This is a genomic window from Brevibacterium antiquum CNRZ 918, from assembly GCF_900169145.1.
In the GTDB taxonomy this organism is placed as follows: domain Bacteria; phylum Actinomycetota; class Actinomycetes; order Actinomycetales; family Brevibacteriaceae; genus Brevibacterium; species Brevibacterium koreense.
The window spans coordinates 36282-61621 of record NZ_FXZD01000002.1; the positions used below are offsets into that span (position 1 = coordinate 36282).

A 25340-nucleotide genomic window follows, 5' to 3' on the forward strand; every position below is an offset into this window, starting at 1 on the left:
GGAGCGGCCGCCTCATCATCTGCCTGCAGCAGGATGCCCTGTACGCCTAGTGATCGGCAGCGCGTTTGAAGTAGAAGAGGTTGTCGACGACGAGGGCACGCGCCTCGTCAGAGTGGCCAGCCTCGATGAGTCCGACGAGGTCGACGATCTGCTGCGCCGACTCACTGTCGACGACGGCCGCGATTGAATGCGCCGCGAAGACTCGCGACTGATCCCGCAGGCGCAGGCTGATCTCCGCAGCCCTCCTGCCGAGCCCGTATTCGAGAAGATGTTCGTGGAACAGACGGTCGGCAGTCATGAAGCCGATCGTGTCATCATTCGCGGCTGCGGCAAGAGCGTCCTCGGCATTCCTGCGCAGATCACCGAGCGCAGCCTCGGTTGAGGCCGGATCATCCGCGACTCTGGCACACAGAGCCTCAACCGCGGGACCGGCAAGCAGGGCTCTGATCCGGATGATCTCCTCCAGATCCTCTCTCGTCACCGGCACCAGACGGAAGCCGCGGTTCGGCACCGCTTCGACAGTGCCCTCAGTGACCAGAGACATCATGGCCTCCCTGACGGGGCTCAACGAGATTCCCAGCTGCTTCGCCAGTCCCGCCGCCGAGTAGATTGTGCCCTCGTCAAGGTCACCGGTCGTGATCGCATGGCGGATGACGAGGAGCGCATGCTCCCGCAGCGACGGAGCCGAATCGCGCCGGGCCGGTGCCTGTGTCGGGGTCGGTGCCTGTGTCGGGGTCGGTGCCTGTGTCGGTGCTGGTCGCTTCACAGCAGCTTCGGCTGACTCGTCACTGATCACGATTCTCCTTCGATGGCTATTGACAGCATAACCACGACCACCCACGATTGAGAGAAGTAATCGGTAATCGACTACCACTCTACGGGTGACGTCGATGCCACGGTGTGGTTCCTGCGAAGTGACCACCCTCGTTCCTGCGAAGAAGGAGGAACCATGTCCCACGATCCGCTGCTCCAACCGTTCACACTGGGGCCGGTCCAGCTCAAGAACCGCATCGTCTCCACTGCGCATGAGCCGGCCTACACCGAACTCGGCATGCCCAAGGACCGCTACCGTCTCTACCACCGGGAGAAGGCCCGCGGTGGTGTGGGACTGACGATGACGGCGGGCTCGGCCATCGTGTCCAAGGACTCCCCGGCCGCCTTCGGCAATGTCGACCTCTCCACCGACGAGGTGATTCCTTGGCTGTCCGCCATCGCCGAGGACTGCCATGCCGAGGGTGCCGCAGTGATGATCCAGCTGACCCACCTGGGCCCGCGCAATTCGAACTTCACCGCCGATTGGCTGCCCCTCATCTCCTCCGGTCGCCACCGTGAACCCACTCACCGGTCCTTCACGAAGGGCATGGAGGACTTCGACATCGAACGGGTGGTGAACGACTTCGCGGCGGCCACCGCACGGGTCAAGGCTGCCGGCTTCGACGGTCTGGAGTTCCTCCACACCGGCCACCTCATCGACTACTTCTTCGCCTCCCGCTTCAATGAGCGCACCGACGAGTACAACGGAGAGCTCGCGGCCCGCATGCGCTTCCCCCTGCAGATCATCGACGCGATGCGCAGTACCTCGGAGGGACTCGCCCTCGGCGTTCGCATGTCGGTGCTCGAACAGGTCGAGGATGGCATCACCGAGGACCTCGCCATCGATGCGCTGAGGGAATATGCCGCCCACGGAATCGACTTCCTCAACCTCAACGTCGGCAGCATCAGTTCAGACAAGGAGCTCGCCGAAGCGATCCCGGGCATGGGCACACCCTCGGCACCGTGGCTGGACACCTGCCGTCGGATTCGGAAGGCGATCGACATCCCCGTTCTCCACGCCGCCCGAATCGCCGACGCGCCCACCGCCCGCTTCGCCATCGAGGACGGCTGCGTCGACCTCGTGGGCATGACCAGGGCACAGCTGGCCGACCCCTACCTGGTGAAGAAGATCGTGGAGCACAGGGAGGACGACATCCGTCCGTGCGTGGGCGCGAACATGTGCCTCGACAGCATCTACACCTCCGGGGCGGCGACCTGCATCCACAATCCGGCAAGCGGCCGCGAGGCCGATCTCCCCCAGGAGGTCACCCGCGATGTCGGTGCCCGGCCCAAGCACGTCGTCATCGTCGGAGCCGGTCCTGCCGGCCTCGAAGCCGCCCGCGTGGCCGCAGTCCGCGGACACCGGGTGAGTCTGCTCGAAGCCGACTCCACGGTGGGCGGACAGGTGAGGATCGCCGCCCGCTCGCAGCGCCGCCGCGATCTCATCGGCATCATCGACTGGAGGCTGCAGCAGTGCAAGAAGCACAGGGTCGACATCAGGCTGGACACCTTCGCCGAGGCCGACGACATCCTCGCCCTTTCACCCGATGTCGTCATCGTCGCCACCGGAGGCGTCCCCGACGCCAGCTATCCCTTCCGTGAGGAGGGACCCTCCTTCGATGTCTGGGACGTCATGAATGACGCGCTGCGCAACAAGGCCAGGGTCCTTGTCTTCGACGACCACGGCTTCTATCCGGCCCTCGATGCCGTGGAGCACCTGGCCCGCAATGGTCAGGAGGTCACCTACGTCAGTCCCGAACGCACCATCGGCGTCGACGTCGGATCCATGAACTCCCCCGCCTATCTGCAGGTGTTCTCCGAATTCGGGGTCAAGGTCCACCTCGGCGAAAGGCTCGCAGCCAAACCCCAGCAGAAGGACACACTGGTCACCGCGCGCCTGCGCAATGACTATTCGGGCATCGAGACCGAGATCGAGACCGACGCCGTGGTCGTCGATTACGGGACGACACCCAACGACGAGGTCTACTTCGCACTCAAGCCGCATTCGAGCAACCTCGGCGAAATCGAACTCGAGGCCTGGATCCATGGACAGCCTCAGTCCGTCCAGAGCACCGCCGCCGAGGCGAGCGCCCCCTTCGCGCTCTACCGGATCGGTGATGCGGTCGCCTCGCGCAACGTCCATGCCGCCGTCCTCGAGGGACTGCGCGTCGGGATGGGGCTGTAGCCCGATGCCACTGGAAAAACGTGAGGTCACCACGGTCGACTACCACACGGCGGGGGAGCCGTTCAGGATTGTCGCCGCTCCCCCGATCCCGATCCCTGGGGCGACCGTCGCCGAGAAGCGGATGAATGCGATCGCAAGTGCGCAGATCGACGGTCTGCGCCGGCTTCTGTGCTTCGAACCGCGTGGCCATGCCGATATGTACGGCGGATTCATCACGCAGGCAGATGACGAAGGCGCCGACTTCGGCGTCCTGTTCTGGCACAAGGACGGCTTCTCGACAGCCTGCGGTCATGGGACGATCGCGCTGGGCACCTGGGCCGTCGAATCCGGCCTGGTGGCCCCCGCTGCCTCGGGGGTCACGAATGTCATCATCGACGTCCCTTCGGGCAGGGTGAGGGCAACTGTCCATACGGACTCGGAGGGTGGCGTCACCTCGGTCGACTTCGTCAATGTCCCGTGTCGTCTCATCGCCACAGACGTGGAGATCGACGACGATGCCTCCGTCGACCTGGTCTGGGGCGGGGCCATCTACGCCTGCGTCGACGCAGATCGATTCGGTCTCGCCATCACACCGGAGAATCTCAATGAGCTCATTGCCCTCGGACGGCAGGTGAAAGCGGCACTGGCCGAGCATCCGCTGACCAGACATCACGCCGACGACAGGCTGAGCGGCGTCTACGGGACCATCATCGTCAACCGGCTCGGTACCCTGCCCACCGGCGAACTCCACCAGCGCAACGTCACCGTCTTCGCCGATGGCCAGGTCGACCGCTCGCCGTGTGGGTCCGGGACGGCCGCACGCCTCGGTGCCCTGCACGCCACGGGCGAGTTGGGCGCCGGCCAGACGCTGGTCCACGAGTCGATCATCGGCACTCGGTTTCGAGCCCGCGTACTCGCCGAGGCTGACGAGGTCGGCAGTGTCATCCCGGTCATCGAATCGACGGCGCACAAGGTCGCCACCTGCACGTTCACCGTCGACCCCCGTGATGACCTGGTGCCGGGCTTCGTCTTACGCTGAACATGCCCGCTGGAGAGCAGAGCGAACTCGCTGTCACCGCTCGGTGTCGAGATCGTTCATCTTTCCACGACGAGGTCGGTCAGCGGGGTCGAGCAGCAGGGTAGGAACTTGCCGGCGGCAATCTCCTTGGGTCGGATGCCTCCGGCATGATTCATCTCGACTTCGCCGCTGACCAGCACGGACTTGCAGGTCCCGCACATTCCCTCTTCGCATGAGGAGGGGAAAACCATTCCTGCTTCGACGGCCGCGTCGAGGACCGTGGTCCCAGGATCGCAGTCGACGTGCCTGCCGCTGCTCGTGAACTCGATGCCAAAACTCTGCAGCGCCGCGCCGCCGCATACGGGCGCTGAAGCACTCGCCGCAGATGTGCCTGCTGTCTTAGCCACACGCCCCGTCCGCGCCAGACGCTCAGCCGGGGACGTCGCGAAGACGAAGGATTCCTCATGCACTCGGCTGCCCAGCACACCGAGCTCGTTCAGCATGAGCCGCACCGCGGCCATGTAGTCACCGGGACCGCAGACGAAGGTCTCGCGATCTGCCAGGTCGGGGACCACCTCGGCGAGGGTCTCGCGGGTGATGCGACCACGGTGTCCGGCCCACACCTCGCAGGCACTGTCGTGGGAGCACATCGTGACTACGCTCACGCCGGGGACCTCAGCCAGCTGCTCGAGCTCGGGCCGGAAGATGATGTCTGCCGGAGTGGCCGCATTGTGGATGAGCACGATATCGGTCGGGTTTCTGGCCGGTCGGGCCAGCAGGGACCTCACCATTGACATGATCGGGGAGATACCCGAGCCGCCGGAGACGAACAGGTGCTTGTCTGCCGGGTGGAAGCTGGTGCTGAACAGACCGTAGGGGCCGTCGACGTGAACGCGGAATCCGACCCGCAGCACATCGTGGAAGTAGGTCGAGACCGCCCCGCCGTCGACGCGTTTGACGGTGAGAGTGAACGTGTTCGTCCCGAACGGCGCCGAGGCGATCGAGTAGCAGCGTTCGAGTTCCAGCTCGGGGATGCGCACTGTGACGTACTGGCCAGGTTCGAAGTCGATCCGGGCCATCCAGGGGGCGAAGAGCTCGAAGCTCTTGACGTTGTGAGTGACCTCGGAGATGGACACGCATTCGACCATGCCGGTCAGTTCCGTATCGAGCTGAGCGAGGTCAGCGCCAGTGCCCGCGCCTCCCTGAGGCGAATCTGCTGCCGCGACGATTCCCACCCCTGCTTCGAGGTAGGTGTCGACTGTCTTCTGATCGATCGTCATCAGCGCTGCCCTCCCTGGTCAGCTCGTTGCTGGTCAGCCAGCGCCCGGTGGGCCTGCAGTCGTTCGATGTACCACGTGCAGAACTCTTCGAGGTGGCTCTCCGTGGGCGCGTAGGGGCCGGGCAGATAGGCAGGTGAGGAGATTCCGCGGTGGGCCTTCGCGCACAGTGCCGCATCCTGCTCGTTCGTCTTCACCCACACGGTCGTGAGGTGCTCGACGTCGTAGTCGACGCCTTCGACCGCGTCTTCGTGGACAAGCCAGGTCGAGCGCACCCGTGTGGTGTCGGGGCCCAGCGGGACGAGGGAGAAGGTGACCGCGTGGTCGCCCATGAAGTGGAACCAGGCGTTGGGCTGGGTGTGCATCGACAGTCGCCCCAGCTCCGGGGTATCGAGTTCACCGAGGAGCTTCGCCGAGGCGGCCGAACCGTCCATCGTGTACGACTCCCCCAAGCCATCGAGGGCGGCCCGTTCGATGCGGAACCCGGTGGGCCGACCGCTGAGCTCCTCGATGAGCTGTGTGGGCAGATGGTTGCGTTCGCTGTTGGTCCGCAGCCGCTCGTCGGCATCGAGGTAGCGCTGGTAGGCCGGCTTGAGACGCTTGGGAATGTCCTCCGGCGCGTAACCGTAGGTTGGGAAGAAGGTGCAGGTCAGCTCCGGGTGACCGGCCTCGCAGTGGTAGCACTCGCGGTTGTTCTCCATGACGAGCTTCCAGTTGGCGTGCTCGATGAGGTCGACCTGAGCGGCGACCTTGGTCTTGCCCAGGGCGTGCGGTTCGATATAGGGCGAGATCCGGTCGGCCACCTCGGCGAAGTCCTCCGGAGGATTCTGCGCCAGGCAGATGAAGACGAGTCCAGCGACAACTCGGACATTGACCGAGCGCAGGGAGAAGCAGGTCCGGTCGAAGCCGGGGGCCTGGACGCCCGCGGACATGAGGTTCCCCTCGGGCGAGTAGGTCCACTGGTGATAGCTGCAGACGATGTTGCCCACGGACCCGTTGGTCTCGGACAGGAGGCGAGCGCCGCGGTGGCGGCAGACATTGTGGTGGGCGCGAATCTCCTCATCGTCATCGCGGATGATGATGACCGAATAGTCGCCGATGTCGAAGGTGACGAAATCGCCGGGCTCGGGCACCTCGGCGGCTGCAGCGGCGAAGATCCACGTCGCAGCGAATACCGCGTCGATGTCCCTGCGATAGAACTCATCGGAGAGATAGAAGGGGGCCTGAAGACAGTAGCCGGGCCGGCGTTCGTCGATGAGTCGATCCGGGTCGTCTGCTCGAGTTCCGCCGGTGCTGACGGTGCTGCTGCCGACGCCGATGTCGGCGTGGGTGTTTCGGGGATCGACTTCGGGTGCCAAAGTCATCGGTGTCACCGCCTCGCTGCGATTGCTGTTGCCTAAGGCCAGTGTCCGCCGGAAGACCTGCGAAGAAAAGCGAATCTTTTTCCACTCGATCATGCAACAATATTGCATGATCGATCAGCGTCTCCAGGTGCTTCGAGTCCTCGCCGAGGTCGGGACTCTCACCGAGGCTGCGCACCGCCTCGGCTACACCCCTTCGGCCGTATCCCATCAATTGCGGTCTTTGTCCAAAGACCTCGGTCTGACCATCCTTGAACAGCGCGGCAGAGGCCTCATCCTCACTCCTGTGGGCCAGCTCCTGCTCGAACGAACACAGGAGCTCTTCACCAGGTGGGAGGAGATTCGCGGCGAACTCGCCGAGGCGGAAACAGGCAGTCCTCTGCGGCAGCGACGCCTGCGCCTGTGCGGCTTCTCGACGGCCGCGGCGGCGTTGCTGCCACCGACCGCGGAGAGGGTGAAGGAACTCTTCCCCGATTCGCGGGTCACCATCATCGAGGCCGAGCCGGAGGAGTGCTTCGAACTCCTCGTCACCGAACAGGCCGATATCGCCGTCGTCGTGGCCACAGACCCACTGCCGCCGCGCAGCGACATCCGATTTGAGCAGAATGCTCTGGTCAGCGACCGACTCGATCTCCTCGTCCGCAGTGATCACCGCCTAGCGACCCGCTCCGCGGTGTCGCTGAGTGAAGCTGCTGCGGAGAGCTGGATCCTCGACCGCCCGGGGTCGCCCTACTACCGGCTCGTGCGAACGGCGTGCGCGGCGGCCGGATTCTTCCCCGAGAACGCCCATCAGTCGCGGGAGTGGGAGACCGGGGCGGCCCTGGTCTCCGCCGGCTTGGGCGTGGCACTCATCCCCCGTCTGGCCAGACTGCCCGAGGGCTACGATGTGGCCCGCGTCCCGTTGCGCGGCGATCCGGTCCCTTCCCGGACGATCCTCACCGGGGTGCGCAGCGGATCTGCAGGCCAGCCGATCATCACCGCCGCGCTCAAGATCCTCCACGAGGTCGCAGCCTCGGTGGCTCAGCGCGATGTGTGAACCTCACCTGCACATGAACCTCACCTGGGCATCGGCCACCCCATGGCCGCGTGCCTGATGTGACGGCGCTTCTTTGCGGTGCGGACCGTGAGGACGATTCCCGTCACGAGGGCCGCCAGGGACACGACGCCCACGATGACTGCGGTGATGACGAAACCAGAGGCGAAGTCGTTGAAAGCATCGACGTTGCCGCCACCGCCGAACAGGAACAGCACGCCGGGGATCATGATGATTCCGATCGCCAGCAGCAGGCCGAGGGCTCCCGCCACGATGAGCAGGATCCCCGGCACCACCGAAGGCAGCCGCGGCATCGGGTGCTGCGGGGCAGCATTCGGCGGCATCGGGGGCTGCGGCATTCCGAAATTCTGCTGAGCCATCATCACATTCGCCCTTCGACCTCAACCGGCTGACCGCTAACCTCTGACTTTTGACCACTGTCGCTGTCCATCGTAGCCGCGCCTCGGCGCCGGACAGGCGTGCTCATATCACGGGACTGCGACGCGCTCACCCGGACTTTCGCAACCCGAAGAGCATTCACACGCCGACCGGAGGTGGCATAAGGTCGATTGCACGAGGCCAGTTCCCAGGCCGAATCACAAAGGATGTGCACACCAATGGACGAAGTGAAGAACCTCGATGCTGATGCTGTCTTCGCCGCACTCTCCCCCGCCGAGGCGGTCGCCGCCCTGCGTGCAGCGCTGGCAAGCGAATTCGATCCCGCCGACGACATCCCCCGCACGATCACCGACATCTCGGCCGGGAACATGATCTTCATGCCCTCGGAGATCGGTGATTGGGTCGGGGTCAAGCTCGCCGGCGTCTCCGTCGGCAACCCCGAACGCGGCCTCCCCCGGATCATGGCCCAGTACCTCATGTACGACAGCACGACCCTCGAGCTGCGCACCGTCATCGATGGTGCCGCGCTGACGACTCTGCGCACCCCGGCGGTCTCTGTCGCTGCGATCGAACCTGCACTGAACAGGTTCACTCAGCCGGTCAATGTCATGGTCTTCGGTGCCGGCCCGCAGGGTGTGGGCCATGCGGACACGATCGCCGATGTCCTCGATGTTGAGATCGCCGATGTCACCTTCGTCGTCCGCTTCCCCGATCAGGTCACCGCCGATGTCCGGGACCACGGCAGGGTGCTAGAAGCACAGACCGCCGAGGTGGAGGCAGCACTGCGCGCCGCCGACATCATCATCACCGCCACCACCGCGAGCGAACCGCTGTTCTCAGCAGACCTCGTCAGGCCTGGGGCCGTCGTCATGGCGTGCGGCTCCCACGATCGCCACTCCCGTGAGCTGCCAGCCGAGCTCTTCACCTCGGCGCTGGTCGTGGTCGAAGACCTCAGCACTGTGCTGAGGGAAGGCGGTGACGTCGTCCTCGCGATCTCCGACGGGACCCTGGACGCGGATTCGCTCGTGACGATGAAGCAATTCAGCAACGGCGAGGTCACCGCCGATGCGGACCAGACGGTCATCTTCAAGGGCTCAGGCATGTCATGGGAGGACCTGGCCGTGGCCACGAAGTTGGTCGGCAAAGTATGAGCTCGTCTGCTGCGGGAGGCTCTTCGACCACGGGAGCCTAGGAGCCGCAGGGGCAGCCGGCGAACTTCCCCACAGCATCGGACTGACCGAACTTGCCTCCATCGGTCTGGTGCTCATCGGGCCGGCAGCTGCAATCGGCGTATTCGGCACACTCGACGCGAATGCGGGTGGGGCGGTCGCGCTCGTCTATGTCGCGGCCACGATCGTCGTGTCGTTCACCGCGGTCAGCTCGATGCCGAGGTCGTGGGAGATTCCGCGGGCACTGACTCCAGGGGTCGGGCGTGACCGTATGCCGAGGACTGGCTCGGGGTCGGAATCACACGAGATGGTCGGACCTCGGCCGGGGAGAGTCGAGGTCAGTCCTGGAGTCGGGTTGTGCCATCAATCCCACCCGAAGTGTTGAGCTGCTTGGCATAGCAGTAGTCGGCGCCCAGACCGTGGGAAGAGCACCAGGACAGCGCCTGTTCTGGATCGTCATACCCGATACCCACAACAGTGACCCAGAAGTCGTCTTCTTTGAAGCTGGCGAAATCACCTGACCACACCAACTGCACGCGAGGGAACTCCTCCCGCAGCTCCTGGTGTTCGGCCAGGATGTCCTTTTCCTTCCAGGTCTTCCCTTCTGCTTCCAGACCCAGCTTCTTCGAGCTCAGCTGCGGCACCCATTTTCCGTTGAGGTCGGCCTTGACGCTGGGCCTGTCACTCTCGATCAGTTGGTCAAGGGCCTTGGCGGGGTCATCCGACAATGCTGGTGATTCCGAGGGGTCGGGGCTCTCTGAGGGGCCCTGGCTGGGCGAGGCCTCGCCTCCCGGACTCTTCGCCTCAGATGAGGTGGGTGCGGCGACGGTGTCACCGTCGGAATCCTTGCCGAACAGAGTAGCTGCACCCCACCCGATTCCGAGTGCGATGACCACGATGAGAACCACACCCATCGCGATAAGCCCCTTCCGGCTGCGGGGCTTCTCAGACGGTGTGACGGCGTAGGGGCCTTGCGCATATTGTGCATTGGCGTTCTGTGCCGGCACCTGCTGGTACTGGCCCTGCCCGCCCTGTGCCGAAGCGAACTCACTCTGTGGGCGCTTCGGCCTGGGGTACGGATGATCAGGTGGTGCAGGAGGCGCAGGAGGTTGAGGTGGCGCAGGAGGTTGAGGAGGAGGTGGGGGAGCCGCGGCAGACTCGCTGCCCCAGCCGGTGTTGGCCTGCTGACCTGGCTGGCCCCAGCCGGTGTTGGCCTGCTGATCCCACCCGGATTCCGACTGCTGATTCCACCCTGTGTTGGGTTGCTGTTCCGCAGGATTCGGTCCGTGGCCTTGCCAGCCGTTGCCGTTCCATTCAGGGTCGCGGCCACTCCCGGACGGAGGTGGGTTCTCACTCATCGGCGGCTCTCGATCCTTCTTTGCAAAATAAGTCCATGAGGACAACTTCGATGGTGTCACAAGCCTAATATAGGATTGTCACTACAGAATGAATATCCGGTCGCATATTGACTTATATCCAACTACAAATCCCTCGCCTGCATCGAAGCAGACCCACACAGATGAAGGACCACCCATGAGCGACTCATCTCACGACGCCAAAGACACCGGAGCCGCGGACGAGTCGAACAGCACTGCCGCTGAAGACCCGGAGAGCACAGAGACACCGCCCGTCCCGAAGAAACCCGAGTCCTCCCCTTCAGCAGCGCCTGGTTCAGCTGCCTCTTCCGCTGACTCGGGAGCCGAGGATCCGAACCCCACAGCGCGATTCGCACCCGGCTGGAACCAGGACAACCAGCCGCAGTCCCAGGTCTACGGTTCAGGACCACAGACCGGATCACCGCACCCGGGCCAGGCACCAAGCAATCCAGGACTGGGTTCAACCCACCCGAGCCAAGGCCCCCTGTCTCCGGGCCACGGCTCGCCATATCCCGCGTACGGATCTCGAATTGGACAGCAGAATTCGGGACAGCCGATTTCAAGGCCGAACGCGAATTACCCTCACGCGGGCAGTCAACCAGGTGAATATTCGGGCAGCCAGCCCAGCGGACATCTCGGCGGTCAGCCGCAGGGAATTCCCTATCCTCAGCCACCCCAGTCGCCCCAGGCGTCTCATCCTCCCCAGCCAACTCAGTATTCTCAGTCACAGATGTCGCCGTCCGCCGCAAAGTACTTGCCCGCCTTCGGCCAGGGAACTACGTGGCGCAGCGCCCTGATCCCGCCGGGACTAGCGCTTCTGGCCGGCATCATTGTCTCGATCATCGTTTCTGCCCTGCTCACCTCGATGGGAGACTTCACTTCTCTCGCTGAAAACACTGGCTTCAACACCGACGGAATCAGCTATGCGCTGCCCTTCGTTCTGCTGGCAATGTCTCTGTTCGGTTCGGCCGTGTTTCGGTTCAGCGTGCAGGCCGGAGACATGGGTCAGGCGTCCGGAAGCCTCTTCGCCTCCGGCGCTCCGCTGCTCATCACCATCATCGTCATCGGCGTGCTGTGGTGGTTCACGAAGCGCAGCGAGCTGAAATCACCGTCACCCAATCGCGGCGTCACCTGGATCCGCATCGGGATCACAACCTTGTCGATGGCCCTCGTTCTGCTTCTGCTCGAACTGATCTTTGCTGCGCGCTTCTCCATCACCGACAGCGGCGGCGTGGCCGATCTCGAGTTCTCCGCCGTGACCGTCCGTTCGTTCTTCCTGCCCTTGCTCGTCATCTTCGTCACCAGCATCTGTGCAAGGATCGCCGGGCACTTCAAGGGCAGCGAGGCCATCGGTGCACCCTTCCTGCGGTGGCTCGTCCCGTCTGTACTCGTGACATGGACCCACCTCGTCGTCACCACTCTTGCTTTGTCAGTCGTCGCGATCTTCCTGATTCCACTGTCCTTCGACATGCCCTGGCAGACGATTCCTGCGATCTTCATCAATGTGGGCCTGATCCTCACGATGCTCGTGCACTTCGGCGGGGTCAGCGCCTCGGCGCAGGGCGACATGATGGGATACGACTCGGGCGGCTTCTCGGAGTCGCTGACCATTTTCAGCCGGGAGGCGCCAGGGCAGCTGTGGATCGGGCTGCTTGCCGTCGTGGCCGCTGTTCTCGCTGCAACCCTGGTCGCCACCGTGACTCGCCGCCCGTACTGGACAGTCGTCGGCGAGGACAAGCAGCAATGGACCGCTGCGTGGAAGCTTCCGCTGGCGTTCTGCGCTGTCTGGGGTCTGCTGTCGGTGCTGGCTGTTCCTCTTCGCGTTCATCTGGAGGGTTCGGCCGCGGCGGCGTCGATGCTCGATGCCTTCGGCACCGCTCGTGCTGGTGTCGGCCCTCTGGCCTGGTCGTTCCTCATCTTTGCCCTCTGGGGCGCCGTCATCGAGGTGCTGTCGAGGACCCTCGGTCCGCGACTTGTCCTGACCGTTCCGGCCCTCGCAAAATTCTTCGCCGGACGAGCCGTTCACCCGCACTGGGGCCAAGCCCTGAGCATGAGCGAACCACACCATCCCCTCATCCATCCCGACGCCGTCACTGGCCGAGGTTCTGGTGCTGGTGTTGGTGCTGCTGGTGTTGCTGCTGGTGGTGCCGGCGCTGGTTCTGCGACCTACTCAAGCGACCCGCGATCAGACTCCCCCGCTCACGCAGAGCCTGGCGCGTACCCACCTGCGGGCGCTCCCTACCCGATGTCTGCTCCCCCAACCGGCGCCGATTCCGGAGCTGGCTCACCCCCACCTCCCGGGACAGCACCGGCCAAGCCCTTCGACAAAAAGAAAGCCACTCTGGTCGGTGTCATCAGCGGCTCGGCGATCCTCGCGATCGTTGCCGCACTCATCGTCGTCACCCAGGTCAACGGGCACATGTTCGGCCCCGAAGCCACCGTTGAGAAGTACTTCTCGGAACTCTCCGATGGGGACGCCGAGGATGCGCTGAAGATGGCCGATGTCGACGTGCCCTCCGAGCAGCGGCAGCTGCTGGCGAACGACATCCTCGGTGCCGCGAAGGCCCTGCCGAAAGACGTCACCGTCGAAGACGCCGAGATCAACGGCAACTCGGCGACAGTGTCCGCGACATACGACGTCGGCGGAAGCAAGAGCACGACGAGCTTCTCGTTGCACAAAGCGGGTAAGAAAGCGCTGTTCTTCGACGACTGGAAGCTGCAGGCGCCCGAACTCTTCTACCTCTCCGTCGAGACTCCCGGTTTGAGCAAGGTCAAGGTCAACGGCATCGATATCGACACAGTTGATTCCGGCCTCGCGCTTCCTGCATTCCCGGGAATGTATTCGATCGGGCTGGCGGAGGAGACCGACCTGGTATCCGCAGACGAGATCGAGACCCGAGCGTTCTTCGCCAACGATGCTGACATGGAAGGGTATGAGCCCGCTCTGCTCGCAGCCCAACCCACCGATGCCTTCCGTGCCGAGGTGAACAAGCAGGTCAAGACACTCATCGACAGCTGTGCGAAGAAGACCGTCGCTCAGCCAGATGGCTGCCCCTTCGGTTCCTACAGCGCCGAGAGCTACGACGCAACGAACATCAAATGGTCGATCTCCTCGTATCCGACAGCCAAGGTGGGTGATTCCTCAGGCGAAGGGTACTTCGATCCCGAGGATTCCACTGGGCCCAACGGCGGCCCCGCCTGGCCGATCTCGACGGAAACGACTGGTGAGGCGTTCGTGACCGGAAAATACGACTCGTTCTTCGATGAGTCGGACACCTTCGACGACACGGTGACGTTCTCGGTCGACGGCACCGCCGAGATCGTCGACGGCAAGGTCGTGATCAACATCGAGGGTGATCCGTACGGCTTCTGATCAGGAGCTGAGACTCGGCAGCAGGTCCAGCCCCTCGGCCACATAGAGTTCGCGATCCTCGGCAGGCACCATGGCCCCGCCCGTCACCCAGACCAGGTGTGTGGCATTGCCTGGGCACGGGCCCTCGCCGAGGTGGCCGATCGTTCGCCACGGAATGGTCAGTCCTGCAGTCGCCGAGGGCTCGACATCGAGGCCCTCGATCTGGTGAAGTACGCCGACGCCTGCCTTGATGACATCGTCGGAGACCGTGGCGAATCCTGAGATCAGCGGGCCGATCACCGGACCGATGAAACGCGAGGGTCGCGCTACGGCCAGACCGTCGGCGGCCGTGGCTCCGCTGAGACCGATGTCCTGGACAGAGATCGCGCTGTGCAGACCGGTGCGCACGCCGAGGAACATGGCAGGCGCCTGGCTCGGCTCAACGAAGATGCAGTGCACTGCGTCGCCGAAGACGCGTTTGAGTCCGTAGGTCACTCCGCCTGGTCCGCCGCCGATCCCGCACGGCAGGTACACGACGAGAGGGTGATCAGCGTCGATTGACACCTGGGCGGCCGCGAACTGTTCTCTGAGACGCAGCGCGGCCACCGAATAGCCGGCGAAGAGACTGCGCGAGTCTTCGTCATCGACGAAATGAGTGCGCGCTGCGCCCTCGGCTGAGGCTCTGCCGGCCGCTACTGCTGCGACGAAATCTCCAGAGTGCTCGATGACGTCGACACCGTGACTGCGCAAGAGCTCTTTCTTCCACTCGCGGGCGTCGGCCGACATGTGCACCGAGGCGGCGAAGCCGAGGGCCGCACTGAGGATGCCGATCGACAGCCCCAGATTTCCGGTGGAACCGACGACGATCCGGTGAGTTTCGGCGAGCGCGCGAAACTCCTCGGAACTAAAGGTGGCGAGGTCGCTCGGGCTCAGTCCGTGTTCGGCGGCGACCGCCTCGGCGTACTCCAGGACCTCGTGGAAACCTCCACGAGCCTTGATCGATCCGCTGATCGGAAGAGCATCATCGCGTTTGAGCCACAGCCTGCCGGGCAGTTCGTCGCCGAGGCGCTCGTTGAGATCCGCCCGCACTGCATCGGCAGGGGCGAGCGGAGACTCAATGATCCCCTGTGCCACGGCAGTCTCCGGGAAGTTTTCAGCGAACCACGGAGCGAATCGTTCGAAGCGCTCAGCCGCCCGATCCATGATGTCGGGATCCACACTGGCTTCGGGATCCACACTGGCCTCGGGGTTCGCGGCCATGTCCTGAAGCACTGAGTCGGTGGAATCGAGCTCGGATCGAAACCAGGAAGCTGCCAGGCCGGTCGCCAGAGACCGGATCACCGGGTCGTCTGCATCAAATTCGATCGCAGGCTGCGGTTGTGGCTGTGATTGAGCAGTCATGTGGGCAGACTCCGATTCTTAGCGGTGCCAAAGGACTCATCGTGATGATCCTAGCCGTGGAATTCGGCTGCGCTCCACAAGGCGCAAGCCGAAGCAGTTCTCGCCTCGGCGGCCTCAGTCCTTCTGGATGTCCTGCGCGCCCTCCAGCACATCCGCGAGTTCGCCGAGCCACTGAGTGTACCCGTCGTAGGTGTAGGCGCGCTTATCGTCCCAGGTCCCGAGCTGTTTGTGCTTGACCGGGAGCAGACTTGTGAAGATGGGGTTGTCCTCGTAGTCAGTCGAGGCGTCGTGGATGAGCATGACGTCTGCCGGGTAGTCGCTGATCTTCTCCCAGGAGACTTCGGCCCAACTTGTGTCCGCTCCTGACTCGGGGCCGACGAGGTTCAGTCCGTCATCGGTGAGCATCTTCGCAACTCCCAGTTCCTTGGCTGTGTAGTTGATCTCGGCGCTGAAGTTCGCGAGCAGCACGGTCAGCCAGTCCTTGTCGGCGGTGATGTCGCGAATTCTCTGCCGAGCGGCATCGAATGCTTTGCGCTGCTGTGCAATCTCTCCCGTCTTGGTGTCCTTGCCGAGCGCTTGTGCGACCGCGGCGTACTGGGCGAACATGTCGTCCGGCGTTCCTCCGGCGAGCTTGACTGGCACAAATGGAACGAGCGCGCTCACTTGGTCGCTGAGCTTGTCCTCCCACCACGTCCAGCCGTCGCCCTTGTCGTTGCCATAAGCGATGATGATGTCGGGATTCGTCGCCGCGAGGGCTTCGAGGTCCAACTCCATATCGGTGCCGACAACCTCCACTCCCGTCTGATCGAACGACTTCCCCGGGGACTCATTCTGACCGAAGCCGTAGACGGCCACCGGTTTGATTCCATACGGGGCGAGCGCCGCGGCGGAGTAGAAGTCCATCGCGATCCGTTCAACCGGACGGTCAAGTTCAATGGTGACTGCGTCATAACCGTCCGGACTGTAGGAGAAACCCTTTGTCCCGGTCGTCGTTACGGCTTCGCTCTCGGGGCTGCCGCATGCGGCAAGGGCGAATGGGGCGAGTACGGATAGTGCGAGCAGTTGACGGCGGCGCATGGATGACCTTCCGGTGTTCGTCTGTGTTGAGATCGTTGGAATCGAATGAGGCTTGGATCATGAGTCGTTCGGGCCGCTCACCGCCGGCACAGGCGCTGAGCAGAATCGCAGTTCGGTGACGGCACTGTTATGTGACACCTCTGCTGAGCGACGGCACGGTTGAGCGACGGCACGGTTGAACGACAGCACGATTGGGCGACGGCGCATGACCACGTGTTTCGGCCTCAGCCCGAAGCTGATCACTTCGCCTGACGCGCAGCTGATCGTCACCGAGCTGCGCCCCTGGCGCCTGTCGAGAACACCGTAGCACTATTTGGACAGGCTATCCTTACTAAGTTGACGTAGACTCGTCCGAGAACGTTGCACCACATCGCCTGCAGAGAGTATTTTTATGCAGCGACCGTACCGAGTTCCCCGTCACGACGAGGACACAAGGAGCACCTGTGTCACAAGCACCCATCACCGCCTTCGAAGCCACCGTCATCGGCATCGAAGATCTCAGTCCCATTTACCGTCGCGTCACCTTCGGCGGTGAGGGTCTCAGAGACTTCGGATGCAGCGGTCACCCGCGTGACCTGCGGTTCAAACTCATCATCCCCTCGGCCGGCGCCACGAAGCCGACGCTCGACCTGCTCCGCTTCCTTGATGAGCAGGACCCCGATTCCGGCATGTCCTGGTATCAGGCATGGCTGCAGCTCGATCCGGATGTGCGCGGTGAAATGCGCACCTACACTGTGCGCGAATGGCGAGACGCAGCCTGTGAGCTCGTCGTCGACATGGTTCTCCACACCGATGATCAGGGCCACTCGGGTCCAGCTGCTGCCTGGGCGCAGAACGCCGAGGTCGGCCACAGTCTGCACATCATCGGTCCATCACGTCATGCCGAAGGGCCAACTCCCGGCATCGAGTTCGCACCGGCGGACGCTGACACCATCCTTCTCGCCGGCGACGAGACCGCGGTGCCCGCGATCGCTTCGATTCTTGAGTCACTCAAGGGCGCCGAGGTGCAGGGCAAAGCGATTCTCGAGGTGCCGACCGCCGAGGATGTTCTTGAGCTGGACGCTCCCGCAGGGTTCGATATCCAGTGGCTGCCCCGTGGCAATGCTGACTATGGTCAACTGCTTGAGCCGGCCGTCCGTGACGCCGTCCGCGTCGAGAACCGGGCCCTCGCCGAGGTGGGCGCGGGTGGTCCAAGTGGCCGGCCCGTTGAGCTCGACGACGTCAACATCGACAAAGAGATCCTCTGGGACGTGCCGGCTGCACTGACACAGGCCGCACAGGGCAGTTCGAGTGGCACCGAAAGGAATGCCCGTCCGTTCTACGCATGGATCGCGGGTGAAGCTGGCCCGGTCAAACGCCTGCGTCGCTACCTCGTCCAGGAGGTCGGCGTCGATCGTCATCAGATCGCGTTCATGGGCTATTGGCGTCAGGGCAAAGCCGAGGGCTGAACACGTTCACCATGCGCCGGCTCACTGTTTCCGTGCAGAGCACAACGCCTGCGGGACATTGCCCTCGAATCGTCTAGTCGATTGCAGCAGCGCATCTCAGACCTGAAGGACAATCGAGTCGCCCCCCTGTCGATCGGATATTCCAGCACCGCAGGTAATCGTTGGGTGCCAGAGCTGGTCCTCTTCCTCGATCAGTCATCGAAGAGCGTGTCGATGACTTCTTGAGCCACGAATCTCGCGTGCAGTATCGGTCTTCTGGCTGGGTCGATAGATGCTGGAGGCACCCATGCAGGTCTTCCGTCTTTGAGCATCACTGTCTCCCAATCCGATCTGTCCAGCAAGTGGTGATGGGCGGAGCAACTGAGCATCATATTGTTGATGTCGGTCTTGCCCTGTTGCGCCCATTCGACAATATGGTGGGCATCGCACCACCCCGGCGGAGAATCACATCCAGGGAAGGTGCATCCCTGGTCACGGGCGGTGAGAATCGCGATCTGCTTTGCATTCGCGAACCGATTCTCTGTCGCTACCTGCATTGTCTTGGCCTTTTCGGATATGAGTTCAAAGAAGACTGCGCCGTTGAGACCATTTCGGGCAAGTTCGCTGATGGGGATCGGGTTTTCGCTGCCGGTTGAACCGGCGCCCGTCCCTTTCGCGAGGTCTTCGGCCTTCGCGGTGACGACCAGAGCATATTGAGAGCCTTGGCCGGTACGTGTCATGTCGATTCTGCCGATCAGAGTAGCGAAGCGTTCGTAGATCCACTCTTGGGCGGTCAGCTTCTGCCCCGTCATATCGACGAGGGTTCCGTCGTCGAGGACACCGAACTCGTTCGCGTCTGTTCCGTTGACAGAGGAAGGGTTCCCACCTTCACTCGAATCTGAGCTGCCAGTATCGTTCTTGACGATCTTGGTTCTCGCGGTCAATAGCCCGTTGAGCTGACCACCAGTAACCGGATCGAGCAGGCCGGCTATTTCCCAGTCTCCACTCTCACGAACATGCATATTGATTTTGTACATCGAGCGATCCGAGGGGTCGGTCGGAGGCTTTCCGTCCGGATCGATGTGGGCCAGAATGCGCGTGAAGATGGCGCGCAGGTCGTAGACCCTTACGCTCGGAGCTTTTTCGATGAGCGTCGTTTCGGCGTAATCACGATCTTTTTCACTGACCCAGGTCGGCAGCTTCTTCAAGCAGTCTTTGATGACTGTGGCCTGGTCGGCTGAGAGGCTGCCCTCGTTGAAGGCATCTGCGACCTTTGGGTACAGCGGTGGCTGCGCCTGCCCAGTGATCGTGACTCTGCCACCAAGATTCTTGGCCATATCGGTGCGACGGTTCGCTTCTCGGCTGGTGATGTTCAGCCTGTCCTGGATGAGTGCCTTCGTCGATTTCGCACCGTAGTCGGCGGGTGTTCCGATTCGTTCGCACACCGCCAGAGCCAAAGTGGATAGGGCCTCGTTGACTCTGCCAAGGGCTTCGAGTCCGTCGATGAGCTTGATCGCATCAGCTGGTCCCATCGCACGGTCGAAGGTTCGCAGTCCGTCTCGGAGCCCGCCCAACGCGGTGAGACTGTTCGTGACTTCGGGAGCGAATCGTGAAAGATCTGTCCACTCTTCATTCGACAGCAATGGATGAGGGCTGGGGCTACCGGAGCCGGAACCAGAGGGATCTGAGTCGTCGACCGAGGCATCGACAGCTGGAGCCGTACTGGCCGCAGCGGGGCCATCGCAGGCTTCCGGATCGCTGACTTCGCCGCCATCACTGGCCGCAGCAGGGCCATCACCGGCCTCCGACTCGACGCTGTCCCCCGACTCGCTCGGCTCGCCCGTCGGTACGGCCGCGAGGGATTCGAATTTCTCTGCAAGAGGGTGGCCGGTCAGGTCGAGGTTGGAGTCTTTGAGCTGGTCGAACAAGGAAGGCGGTGCGTCCGACGAAGACGAAGCACCTGAGCCCGTTGCGGCATCACTGGAACCGGGGCGTGGGTCACGCTCTTCCGAGTTCTCTGGGGTGCGGTCGGGGGTGAGAGTCATGGTAATGAAGTCCATTCGCCAACATCGTCGTTGCTCTTCTCTCAATTATACATTCATTTCACCTCTTTGCACCCTTAGTTTCGATTTCTGTTCGCTCATTCTTTCATTACCGTATCAATTGATCACTGAAATACTTGATGCTACCCACAACACCCCAGGTCAGAGAGTAGAACGACAATCGACCCCCGATAGCCGGTCCTCTCCGCGGGCCTAGCCGGACCCCCAGGAAGGCTGAGCACACGAAAACGAGCCGGGACATTGTGTGATCACAATGTCCCGGCTCCAAACCGAACGCAGAACCCCTCAGATCGCGCTGAGCATCTTCCCCGGGTTGAGGAGTCCCTGCGGGTCAAGGGCATTCTTCACAGCGATCTGGATTCGTCTCGAGCCCTCGTCGAGTTCGTTGTTCAGCCAATCGCGCTTGAGGTAGCCGACGCCATGTTCACCGGTGATCGTGCCGCCGAGCTCCAAGCCGATGCGCATGATCTCGCCGAAGATCTCCTGCGCCTGCGCGGTCTGCTCCGCATCGTTGGCGTCGAAGAACACCGAGGGGTGGGTATTGCCGTCGCCGGCATGGGCCACCAAGGCGATCATCAGGCCCGATGACTCCTGCAGCTCCTTCAGCCGGTCGCAGAACTCAGGCATCGCCACTCGTGGCAAACACACATCGTCGAGCAGCTGGCCGCCACCATGAGCATTGGCGAACTTCTCGTAGGCGGGCTGGATCATCCTCCTGGCGGTGATGAGTGCGGCCGAGTCGGTCGGGTCATCGGAGTACGCGACGTCGAGTGCACCGCAGGACTCGGCCACCTCGGCGAATTGGGCCATGATCGCTGCGGAATCTGCAGGATTCTGGTCGACCTGCATGATGAGCATCGAACCCGCATCACCATCGAGCCCGAAGTCGCCGAACTCGTTGAGCATCTTCAAGCTGGAGGAGTCGAGGAACTCCAACAGGCTGGGCGCGCCACCGGCGGCCATGAAGTCCGCGACGGTCTGGAGGCCCGAGCGTTCATCGGGGAAGGTCGCGACGGCGGTGAACGGATCCGGCAGCTTCGGGATCAAGCGCAGGGTCGCCTCGACGACGATGCCCAGCGTGCCCTCGGAACCGACGAACAGGTGGCGCATGTCGAGCCCGGCGACGCCCTTGGCCGTTTGTGGACCCAGCTTCGTGAGTGTGCCATCGGCCAAAACAACGGTCAGGCTGCGAACGTAGTCCCTGGTCACACCGTATTTCACGCAGCACAGGCCACCCGCGTTGGTAGCGATGTTGCCGCCGATCGATGATAGTCCGACCGATCCCGGATCGGGTGGGTAGGACAGACCGAAGGGTGCAAGATGATCCTTGAGGTCCTGATTGATGATGCCGGGCTGGACGGTGACGAGTCTTTCCGCCTCGTTGACCGAGATGACGTCCCTCATGCGCGAGACGTTGAGCAGGATCGCTCCGGGCGAGCCGTTCGCCCCACCTGAGATCCCCGACCGGGCACCCTGCGGGACGACGGGAACGCCGTGTTCCGAGGCGAACCGCATGACCTCCTGGACATCCGTCGCCGAGGTGGCCCTGACCAGAGCGATCGCTCCTTCGTGAGGGCAGAACAGAGCTTCGTCACGGGCGTGGGCTTCGATGACGTCGGGATCCGTCGTCAGCGCCCCTATACTCAACCGCGCCGCAAGCACATCGAGTTCGGCCGCACCCACTGTGGTCTGGTCCTGCACTGTCATGACAACCTTTCCGAACGCAACTGCCGGGGTGGTCACGACCGCCTCGGCGACTGTCTTTCTGCGACGATTCAACACGCATCCGCACCTACTTCGTCTCCTCCGGATTCACCTTATCGGGCGCGGGAGCGGCCTTGAGGATGAGGGTGACGATGCCGGCTGCGACCATCGCTGCGCCGACGACCCACATGCCCGCGTTCTGGGTTCCGGTGAGCTCGGCGAGCCCGCCGGTGATGTAGGGCGCGAAGAATCCAGCTGAGTTGCCCAGCGAATTGATCAGTGCGAGTCCGGCGGCGGCTCCGGCACCGGCGAGGAAGGTCTGCGGCAGGGGCCAGAAGGTCGGCAGGGCCGCGCAGATGGCCATGCAGGTGATGGTCACGGCGATCATCGTGGTGAAGGGCGAACTCAGGTACAGAGCGATCGGGATCGTCACACCACCGATGAAGAGTGGGATCGCGACGTGCCACACGCGTTCGTTGGTCTTATCCCCGTGCCGGGACCAGAAGTACATCGCGAACGCTCCGAAGACAAAGGGGATCGCTGTGATGAAGCCGATCTCGACGATCGAATATTCGACGCCGAAGGTCTCCTGGAAGCCCGAGATGATCGTCGGCAAGAAGAAACTCAGTGCATAGAGGCCGTAGACCATGCCGAAGTAGACGAAGGACAGGGCCCACACCCGCGGCTGCAGAAGAGTCCGGCGAACCGGGTAGTGGAAGGTGTCGGACTTGCCCTTCTCCTCCGCGTCCATCCGTGACTGCAGCCAGTTCCGCTCCTCCGGAGTCAGCCATTTGGCGTCGCGTGGGCGGTCGGTGAGGTAGAAGATGCACATGATGCCGAGCAGGATCGCGGGCACACCTTCGATGATGAACATAAAACGCCAGCCGGCGAAGTTGGCAAAGACCGAGTCACCGCTAGAGATCAGCCACGAGGACAGCGGCGAACCGATGACGCTGGAGAGTGGAATCGCGAGCATGAACAACGCGGTGGCCCGTGCCCGCATGGACGAGGGGAACCAGTACGTGAGGTAGAGGATGATGCCCGGGAAGAAGCCCGCCTCGGCGACACCCAGAAGGAACCGCAGCACATAGAGCCATCCGTGGCTGGGCACGAACGCCATCGCCGCGGCCACAATGCCCCAGCTGATGAGAATCCGGGCGAGCCAGATCCGGGCACCGAACTTGTGCAGCGCAAGGTTCGAGGGCACCTCGAGGAGGAGGTAGCCGAAGAAGAAGATGCCCGCTGCGAACCCGAACTGGGTGGCGGTCATCGCGAGGTCTTCGTTCATTCCACCCGGGCCCGCGATGCCGAGATTCGTGCGGTCGAGGTAGTTGATGAAGTACATCGCGATGATGAACGGGATCAGCCGGACGGTGACCTTCCTCAGGGTCCGTTTCTCCATTGCTGAATCGCTCGGCGGTTGCTGGCGCACAGGTGGGTTCACCTCGGATGACATGTGATCTCCCTCGATCAGATTGACGCCGCAGATGACGGCTCTCGGCACACTACGTCGAACACACTACGTCAGCGCTTGTTCAGGTTCCTAGAGATCGGCCCCGAAGTACCGAATACCAGGACTCAGGTGCTGACGGTGAGGCCCTCGCGCTGACGGGACCACACGGACAGAGCTACGAAGTGCTCTGACCGCCGAGGCGGACGCGCATTCTGCGGCTGGCGTTGTTGAGTCCCACAATCTCTACGTGCTTGCCGTAGTGCTCGTACTTGTCGGTCACGGAGTCCAGGGCTGCGATCGTGGAGGCGTCCCAGAGGTGGGATCGGTGCATGTCGATGATGACGTGCTCCGGGTCTTCGGCGTAGTCGAACATCGTGTACAGGTCATTGGAGGAGGCGAAGAACAGTTCACCGTCGACGGTGTAACAGGCACTCTCACGCCCGTCGGCCTCAACGATCTTCCGGTCGACGCTGACGAAGTGGGCCACGCGGTTGGCGAAGGCGATCATCGCGACAAGCACGCCGAGAATGACTCCGATGGCCAGGTTGTTCGTCCACACGGTCGCGATCACCGTGACCAGCATGACCGTGGTCTCCGACTTCGGCATCCTCGCCAGAGTACTGGGCCGGATGGAGTGCCAGTCGAATGTCGCCCAGGACACGAAGATCATGATCGCCACAAGCGCGGCCATGGGGATCAGCGCGACGATGTCGCCGAGTACGACGACGAGGATGAGCAGGAAGACGCCGGCGCAGAACGTCGAGATCCGCGTCCGAGCTCCGGAGGCACGCACGTTGATCATGGTCTGACCGATCATGGCGCAGCCGCCCATGCCGCCGAAGAAGCCGGTGACGATGTTGGCCACGCCCTGCGCCCAGGACTCTCGGGTCTTGTTCGAGTGGGTATCGGTGACATCGTCGACGAGTTTGGCCGTCATCAGGGATTCGAGCAGTCCGACGAGGGCCATCGCCAACGCATAGGGGGCGATGATCTGCAGCGTCTCAAGCGTCAGCGGCACCTGCGGAATGAGAAGCGTGGGCAGCGACTCGGGCAGTTGGCCCTTGTCGCCGACATTGGGCACATCCCAGGCGAAGAGGACGACGAGGAGCGTCAGCACGATGATGGCGACCAACGGTGCCGGCACGATGGAGGTGAACTTCGGGAGGACGAAGACGATGAGCAGGGCGAGCAGGCACAGTGGATACACCAGCCACGGGACGTCGAAGAGCTCGGGCACCTGCGCCATGAAGATGAGAATGGCCAGTGCATTGACGAAGCCGACCATGACCTGGCGCGGAATGAACCGCATGAGACGGGCGACTCCGACCAGTGCCAGAATCACCTGGAAGATGCCTGCCAGGATGACGGTGGCGATGAAATAGTCGGTGCCATGCGAGGCCACCAAGGGTGCGATGACGAGTGCAACCGCACCGGTCGCCGCGGAGATCATTGCTGGACGTCCACCAAGGAACGCCACAGTCACGGCCATCGTGAATGACGCGAAGAGCCCGACCCTCGGATCCACGCCGGCAATGACGGAGAAGGCAATCGCCTCTGGGATGAGCGCCAGCCCGACGACCAGCCCGCCCAGGATCTCGGTCTTGAGCCAGCGGGGCCGTTTCAGAGTCAGAAGCACACTCTGACGTTCTTCCGGTGTCGGAGAGCGCCGTGCACTGTCTGGAGGCAGGGTGGTTGACACAGGGGTCTCCTAGGAGCAGGAAGTGGGGTGGTGCCGTGAACCTTCACGGCATGTCAGAGTTCGTGATCAACATTAACGTTGCGTTAGGGTTGGTGCAAACCAGCCCACCAACCGGTCGGCAGCTGCGAGCAACGAAAGGGTGCCTGGCATGCACATCGGCGAGATGACGGAGAAGTCGGGCCTGTCCTCACGGACTCTGCGTCACTATGAAGACATCGGGCTCATTCCCGCCACGGGCAGGACCGAGGGCGGTTTCCGCGTCTACACCGACGAGGACTTCCGCCGCCTGATGACGATCCGCCGCATGAAGGCGCTCAGCTATTCCACCGCCGAGATGGGTGAACTGCTGGCCCACCTGGACATCCTGGAAAGCGACTCCCCCGCGGAGGAACGCGGCGAAGCCCGCCGCAAACTCCTGGCACTGCTCGACGACGCCGATTCCAGACGCGAGAAACTCGCCCGCCAGGTCGAGCGCGCCGATGAGTTCCTCGGCATCCTCCGCGACCGCCTCGGCTAGCTGCCGCCTCGCCTAGCGGCACCGACCACGCGGCCAC

The 25340-nt window shown here is 63.1% G+C and carries 18 protein-coding genes; 7 read left to right on the plus strand and 11 right to left on the minus strand.

The window, feature by feature from the left end:
- Positions 1-46: 46 nt before the first annotated feature.
- Positions 47-796, minus strand: a complete 750-nt coding sequence (locus BANT918_RS02855; protein ID WP_101618873.1) for a GntR family transcriptional regulator — start codon at positions 794-796, stop codon at positions 47-49.
- A gap of 153 nt (positions 797-949) precedes the next feature.
- Between BANT918_RS02855 and BANT918_RS02860 the strand changes: the two genes are divergently transcribed.
- On the plus strand, positions 950-2998 hold the full coding sequence (locus tag BANT918_RS02860) for an FAD-dependent oxidoreductase (protein WP_101618874.1): 2049 nt from the start codon (positions 950-952) through the stop codon (positions 2996-2998).
- 4 nt (positions 2999-3002) lie between these two features.
- Positions 3003-4016, plus strand: coding sequence for a proline racemase family protein (locus BANT918_RS02865; protein ID WP_101618875.1), 1014 nt, complete (start codon positions 3003-3005; stop codon positions 4014-4016).
- 56 nt (positions 4017-4072) lie between these two features.
- Here BANT918_RS02865 and BANT918_RS02870 read toward each other — a convergent pair whose 3' ends face one another.
- Together BANT918_RS02870 and BANT918_RS02875 are read right to left on the minus strand one after the other, a co-directional pair.
- Positions 4073-5275 (minus strand): hybrid-cluster NAD(P)-dependent oxidoreductase, encoded by a 1203-nt coding sequence (locus BANT918_RS02870; protein ID WP_101618876.1) that lies wholly within the window; start codon positions 5273-5275, stop codon positions 4073-4075.
- A complete protein-coding gene (locus BANT918_RS02875; RefSeq protein WP_208618015.1) occupies positions 5275-6636 on the minus strand; it encodes an aromatic ring-hydroxylating oxygenase subunit alpha in 1362 nt (453 codons plus the stop codon). The genes BANT918_RS02870 and BANT918_RS02875 overlap by 1 nt, the downstream gene beginning before the upstream one ends.
- Before the next feature lie 106 nt (positions 6637-6742).
- On the opposite strand from BANT918_RS02875, the gene BANT918_RS02880 reads away from it, so the two are divergent.
- Positions 6743-7669: a LysR family transcriptional regulator gene (locus tag BANT918_RS02880; protein ID WP_101618877.1), complete on the plus strand. Its 927-nt coding sequence runs from the start codon at positions 6743-6745 to the stop codon at positions 7667-7669.
- Positions 7670-7689: 20 nt separating this feature from the next.
- Here the strand turns inward: BANT918_RS02880 and BANT918_RS02885 are convergent, their stop codons facing one another.
- The gene (locus BANT918_RS02885) at positions 7690-8025 is read right to left on the minus strand and encodes a hypothetical protein (protein WP_145996923.1); all 336 of its coding nucleotides are present in this window, start codon (positions 8023-8025) and stop codon (positions 7690-7692) included.
- 258 nt (positions 8026-8283) lie between these two features.
- Between BANT918_RS02885 and BANT918_RS02890 the strand changes: the two genes are divergently transcribed.
- Positions 8284-9216 carry an ornithine cyclodeaminase family protein gene (locus BANT918_RS02890; RefSeq protein ID WP_101618879.1) on the plus strand — a complete coding sequence of 311 codons (933 nt, stop codon included), beginning with the start codon at positions 8284-8286 and terminating at the stop codon, positions 9214-9216.
- Between the two features lie 356 nt (positions 9217-9572).
- Here the strand turns inward: BANT918_RS02890 and BANT918_RS17625 are convergent, their stop codons facing one another.
- Positions 9573-10592, minus strand: a complete 1020-nt coding sequence (locus BANT918_RS17625) for a hypothetical protein (protein WP_233430328.1) — start codon at positions 10590-10592, stop codon at positions 9573-9575.
- Positions 10593-11340: 748 nt separating this feature from the next.
- Between BANT918_RS17625 and BANT918_RS02905 the strand changes: the two genes are divergently transcribed.
- Entirely contained in the window at positions 11341-13983 is a 2643-nt protein-coding gene (locus tag BANT918_RS02905) for a hypothetical protein (RefSeq protein ID WP_101619212.1), read from the plus strand.
- Here BANT918_RS02905 and BANT918_RS02910 read toward each other — a convergent pair whose 3' ends face one another.
- On the minus strand, positions 13984-15363 hold the full coding sequence (locus BANT918_RS02910) for a D-serine ammonia-lyase (RefSeq protein WP_101618880.1): 1380 nt from the start codon (positions 15361-15363) through the stop codon (positions 13984-13986).
- Positions 15364-15477: 114 nt separating this feature from the next.
- A complete protein-coding gene (locus tag BANT918_RS02915) occupies positions 15478-16440 on the minus strand; it encodes an ABC transporter substrate-binding protein (RefSeq protein WP_101618881.1) in 963 nt (320 codons plus the stop codon).
- Between the two features lie 443 nt (positions 16441-16883).
- Here BANT918_RS02915 and BANT918_RS02920 point away from each other — a divergent pair, with 443 nt between their 5' ends.
- Positions 16884-17888, plus strand: coding sequence for a siderophore-interacting protein (locus BANT918_RS02920; protein WP_101618882.1), 1005 nt, complete (start codon positions 16884-16886; stop codon positions 17886-17888).
- A gap of 191 nt (positions 17889-18079) precedes the next feature.
- Here BANT918_RS02920 and BANT918_RS02925 read toward each other — a convergent pair whose 3' ends face one another.
- The 4 genes from BANT918_RS02925 to BANT918_RS02940 all read right to left on the minus strand — a co-directional run bounded on the left by BANT918_RS02925 (position 18080) and on the right by BANT918_RS02940 (position 24723).
- Positions 18080-19912, minus strand: a complete 1833-nt coding sequence (locus BANT918_RS02925; RefSeq protein ID WP_233430329.1) for an HNH endonuclease signature motif containing protein — start codon at positions 19910-19912, stop codon at positions 18080-18082.
- A 303-nt stretch (positions 19913-20215) separates the two neighbouring features.
- Positions 20216-21637, minus strand: a complete 1422-nt coding sequence (locus tag BANT918_RS02930; protein ID WP_101619213.1) for an FAD-binding oxidoreductase — start codon at positions 21635-21637, stop codon at positions 20216-20218.
- A gap of 85 nt (positions 21638-21722) precedes the next feature.
- Positions 21723-23090: an MFS transporter gene (locus tag BANT918_RS02935; protein ID WP_233430330.1), complete on the minus strand. Its 1368-nt coding sequence runs from the start codon at positions 23088-23090 to the stop codon at positions 21723-21725.
- A gap of 172 nt (positions 23091-23262) precedes the next feature.
- Positions 23263-24723 carry a SulP family inorganic anion transporter gene (locus BANT918_RS02940; RefSeq protein WP_233430331.1) on the minus strand — a complete coding sequence of 487 codons (1461 nt, stop codon included), beginning with the start codon at positions 24721-24723 and terminating at the stop codon, positions 23263-23265.
- Between the two features lie 211 nt (positions 24724-24934).
- On the opposite strand from BANT918_RS02940, the gene BANT918_RS02945 reads away from it, so the two are divergent.
- Positions 24935-25303 carry a MerR family DNA-binding transcriptional regulator gene (locus BANT918_RS02945; RefSeq protein ID WP_101618884.1) on the plus strand — a complete coding sequence of 123 codons (369 nt, stop codon included), beginning with the start codon at positions 24935-24937 and terminating at the stop codon, positions 25301-25303.
- Positions 25304-25340 lie beyond the last annotated feature (37 nt).

Coding starts and splice junctions, on each gene's coding strand:
- BANT918_RS02860 (WP_101618874.1), top strand. CDS start 950: ATGTCCCACGATCCGCTGCTCCAACCGTTCACACTGGGGCCGGTCCAG.
- BANT918_RS02865 (WP_101618875.1), top strand. CDS start 3,003: ATGCCACTGGAAAAACGTGAGGTCACCACGGTCGACTACCACACGGCG.
- BANT918_RS02870 (WP_101618876.1), bottom strand. CDS start 5,275: ATGACGATCGATCAGAAGACAGTCGACACCTACCTCGAAGCAGGGGTG.
- BANT918_RS02875 (WP_208618015.1), bottom strand. CDS start 6,636: ATGACTTTGGCACCCGAAGTCGATCCCCGAAACACCCACGCCGACATC.
- BANT918_RS02880 (WP_101618877.1), top strand. CDS start 6,743: ATGATCGATCAGCGTCTCCAGGTGCTTCGAGTCCTCGCCGAGGTCGGG.
- BANT918_RS02885 (WP_145996923.1), bottom strand. CDS start 8,025: ATGCCGCAGCCCCCGATGCCGCCGAATGCTGCCCCGCAGCACCCGATG.
- BANT918_RS02890 (WP_101618879.1), top strand. CDS start 8,284: ATGGACGAAGTGAAGAACCTCGATGCTGATGCTGTCTTCGCCGCACTC.
- BANT918_RS17625 (WP_233430328.1), bottom strand. CDS start 10,592: ATGAGTGAGAACCCACCTCCGTCCGGGAGTGGCCGCGACCCTGAATGG.
- BANT918_RS02905 (WP_101619212.1), top strand. CDS start 11,341: ATGTCGCCGTCCGCCGCAAAGTACTTGCCCGCCTTCGGCCAGGGAACT.
- BANT918_RS02910 (WP_101618880.1), bottom strand. CDS start 15,363: ATGACTGCTCAATCACAGCCACAACCGCAGCCTGCGATCGAATTTGAT.
- BANT918_RS02915 (WP_101618881.1), bottom strand. CDS start 16,440: ATGCGCCGCCGTCAACTGCTCGCACTATCCGTACTCGCCCCATTCGCC.
- BANT918_RS02925 (WP_233430329.1), bottom strand. CDS start 19,912: ATGACTCTCACCCCCGACCGCACCCCAGAGAACTCGGAAGAGCGTGAC.
- BANT918_RS02930 (WP_101619213.1), bottom strand. CDS start 21,637: ATGACAGTGCAGGACCAGACCACAGTGGGTGCGGCCGAACTCGATGTG.
- BANT918_RS02935 (WP_233430330.1), bottom strand. CDS start 23,090: ATGTCATCCGAGGTGAACCCACCTGTGCGCCAGCAACCGCCGAGCGAT.
- BANT918_RS02945 (WP_101618884.1), top strand. CDS start 24,935: ATGCACATCGGCGAGATGACGGAGAAGTCGGGCCTGTCCTCACGGACT.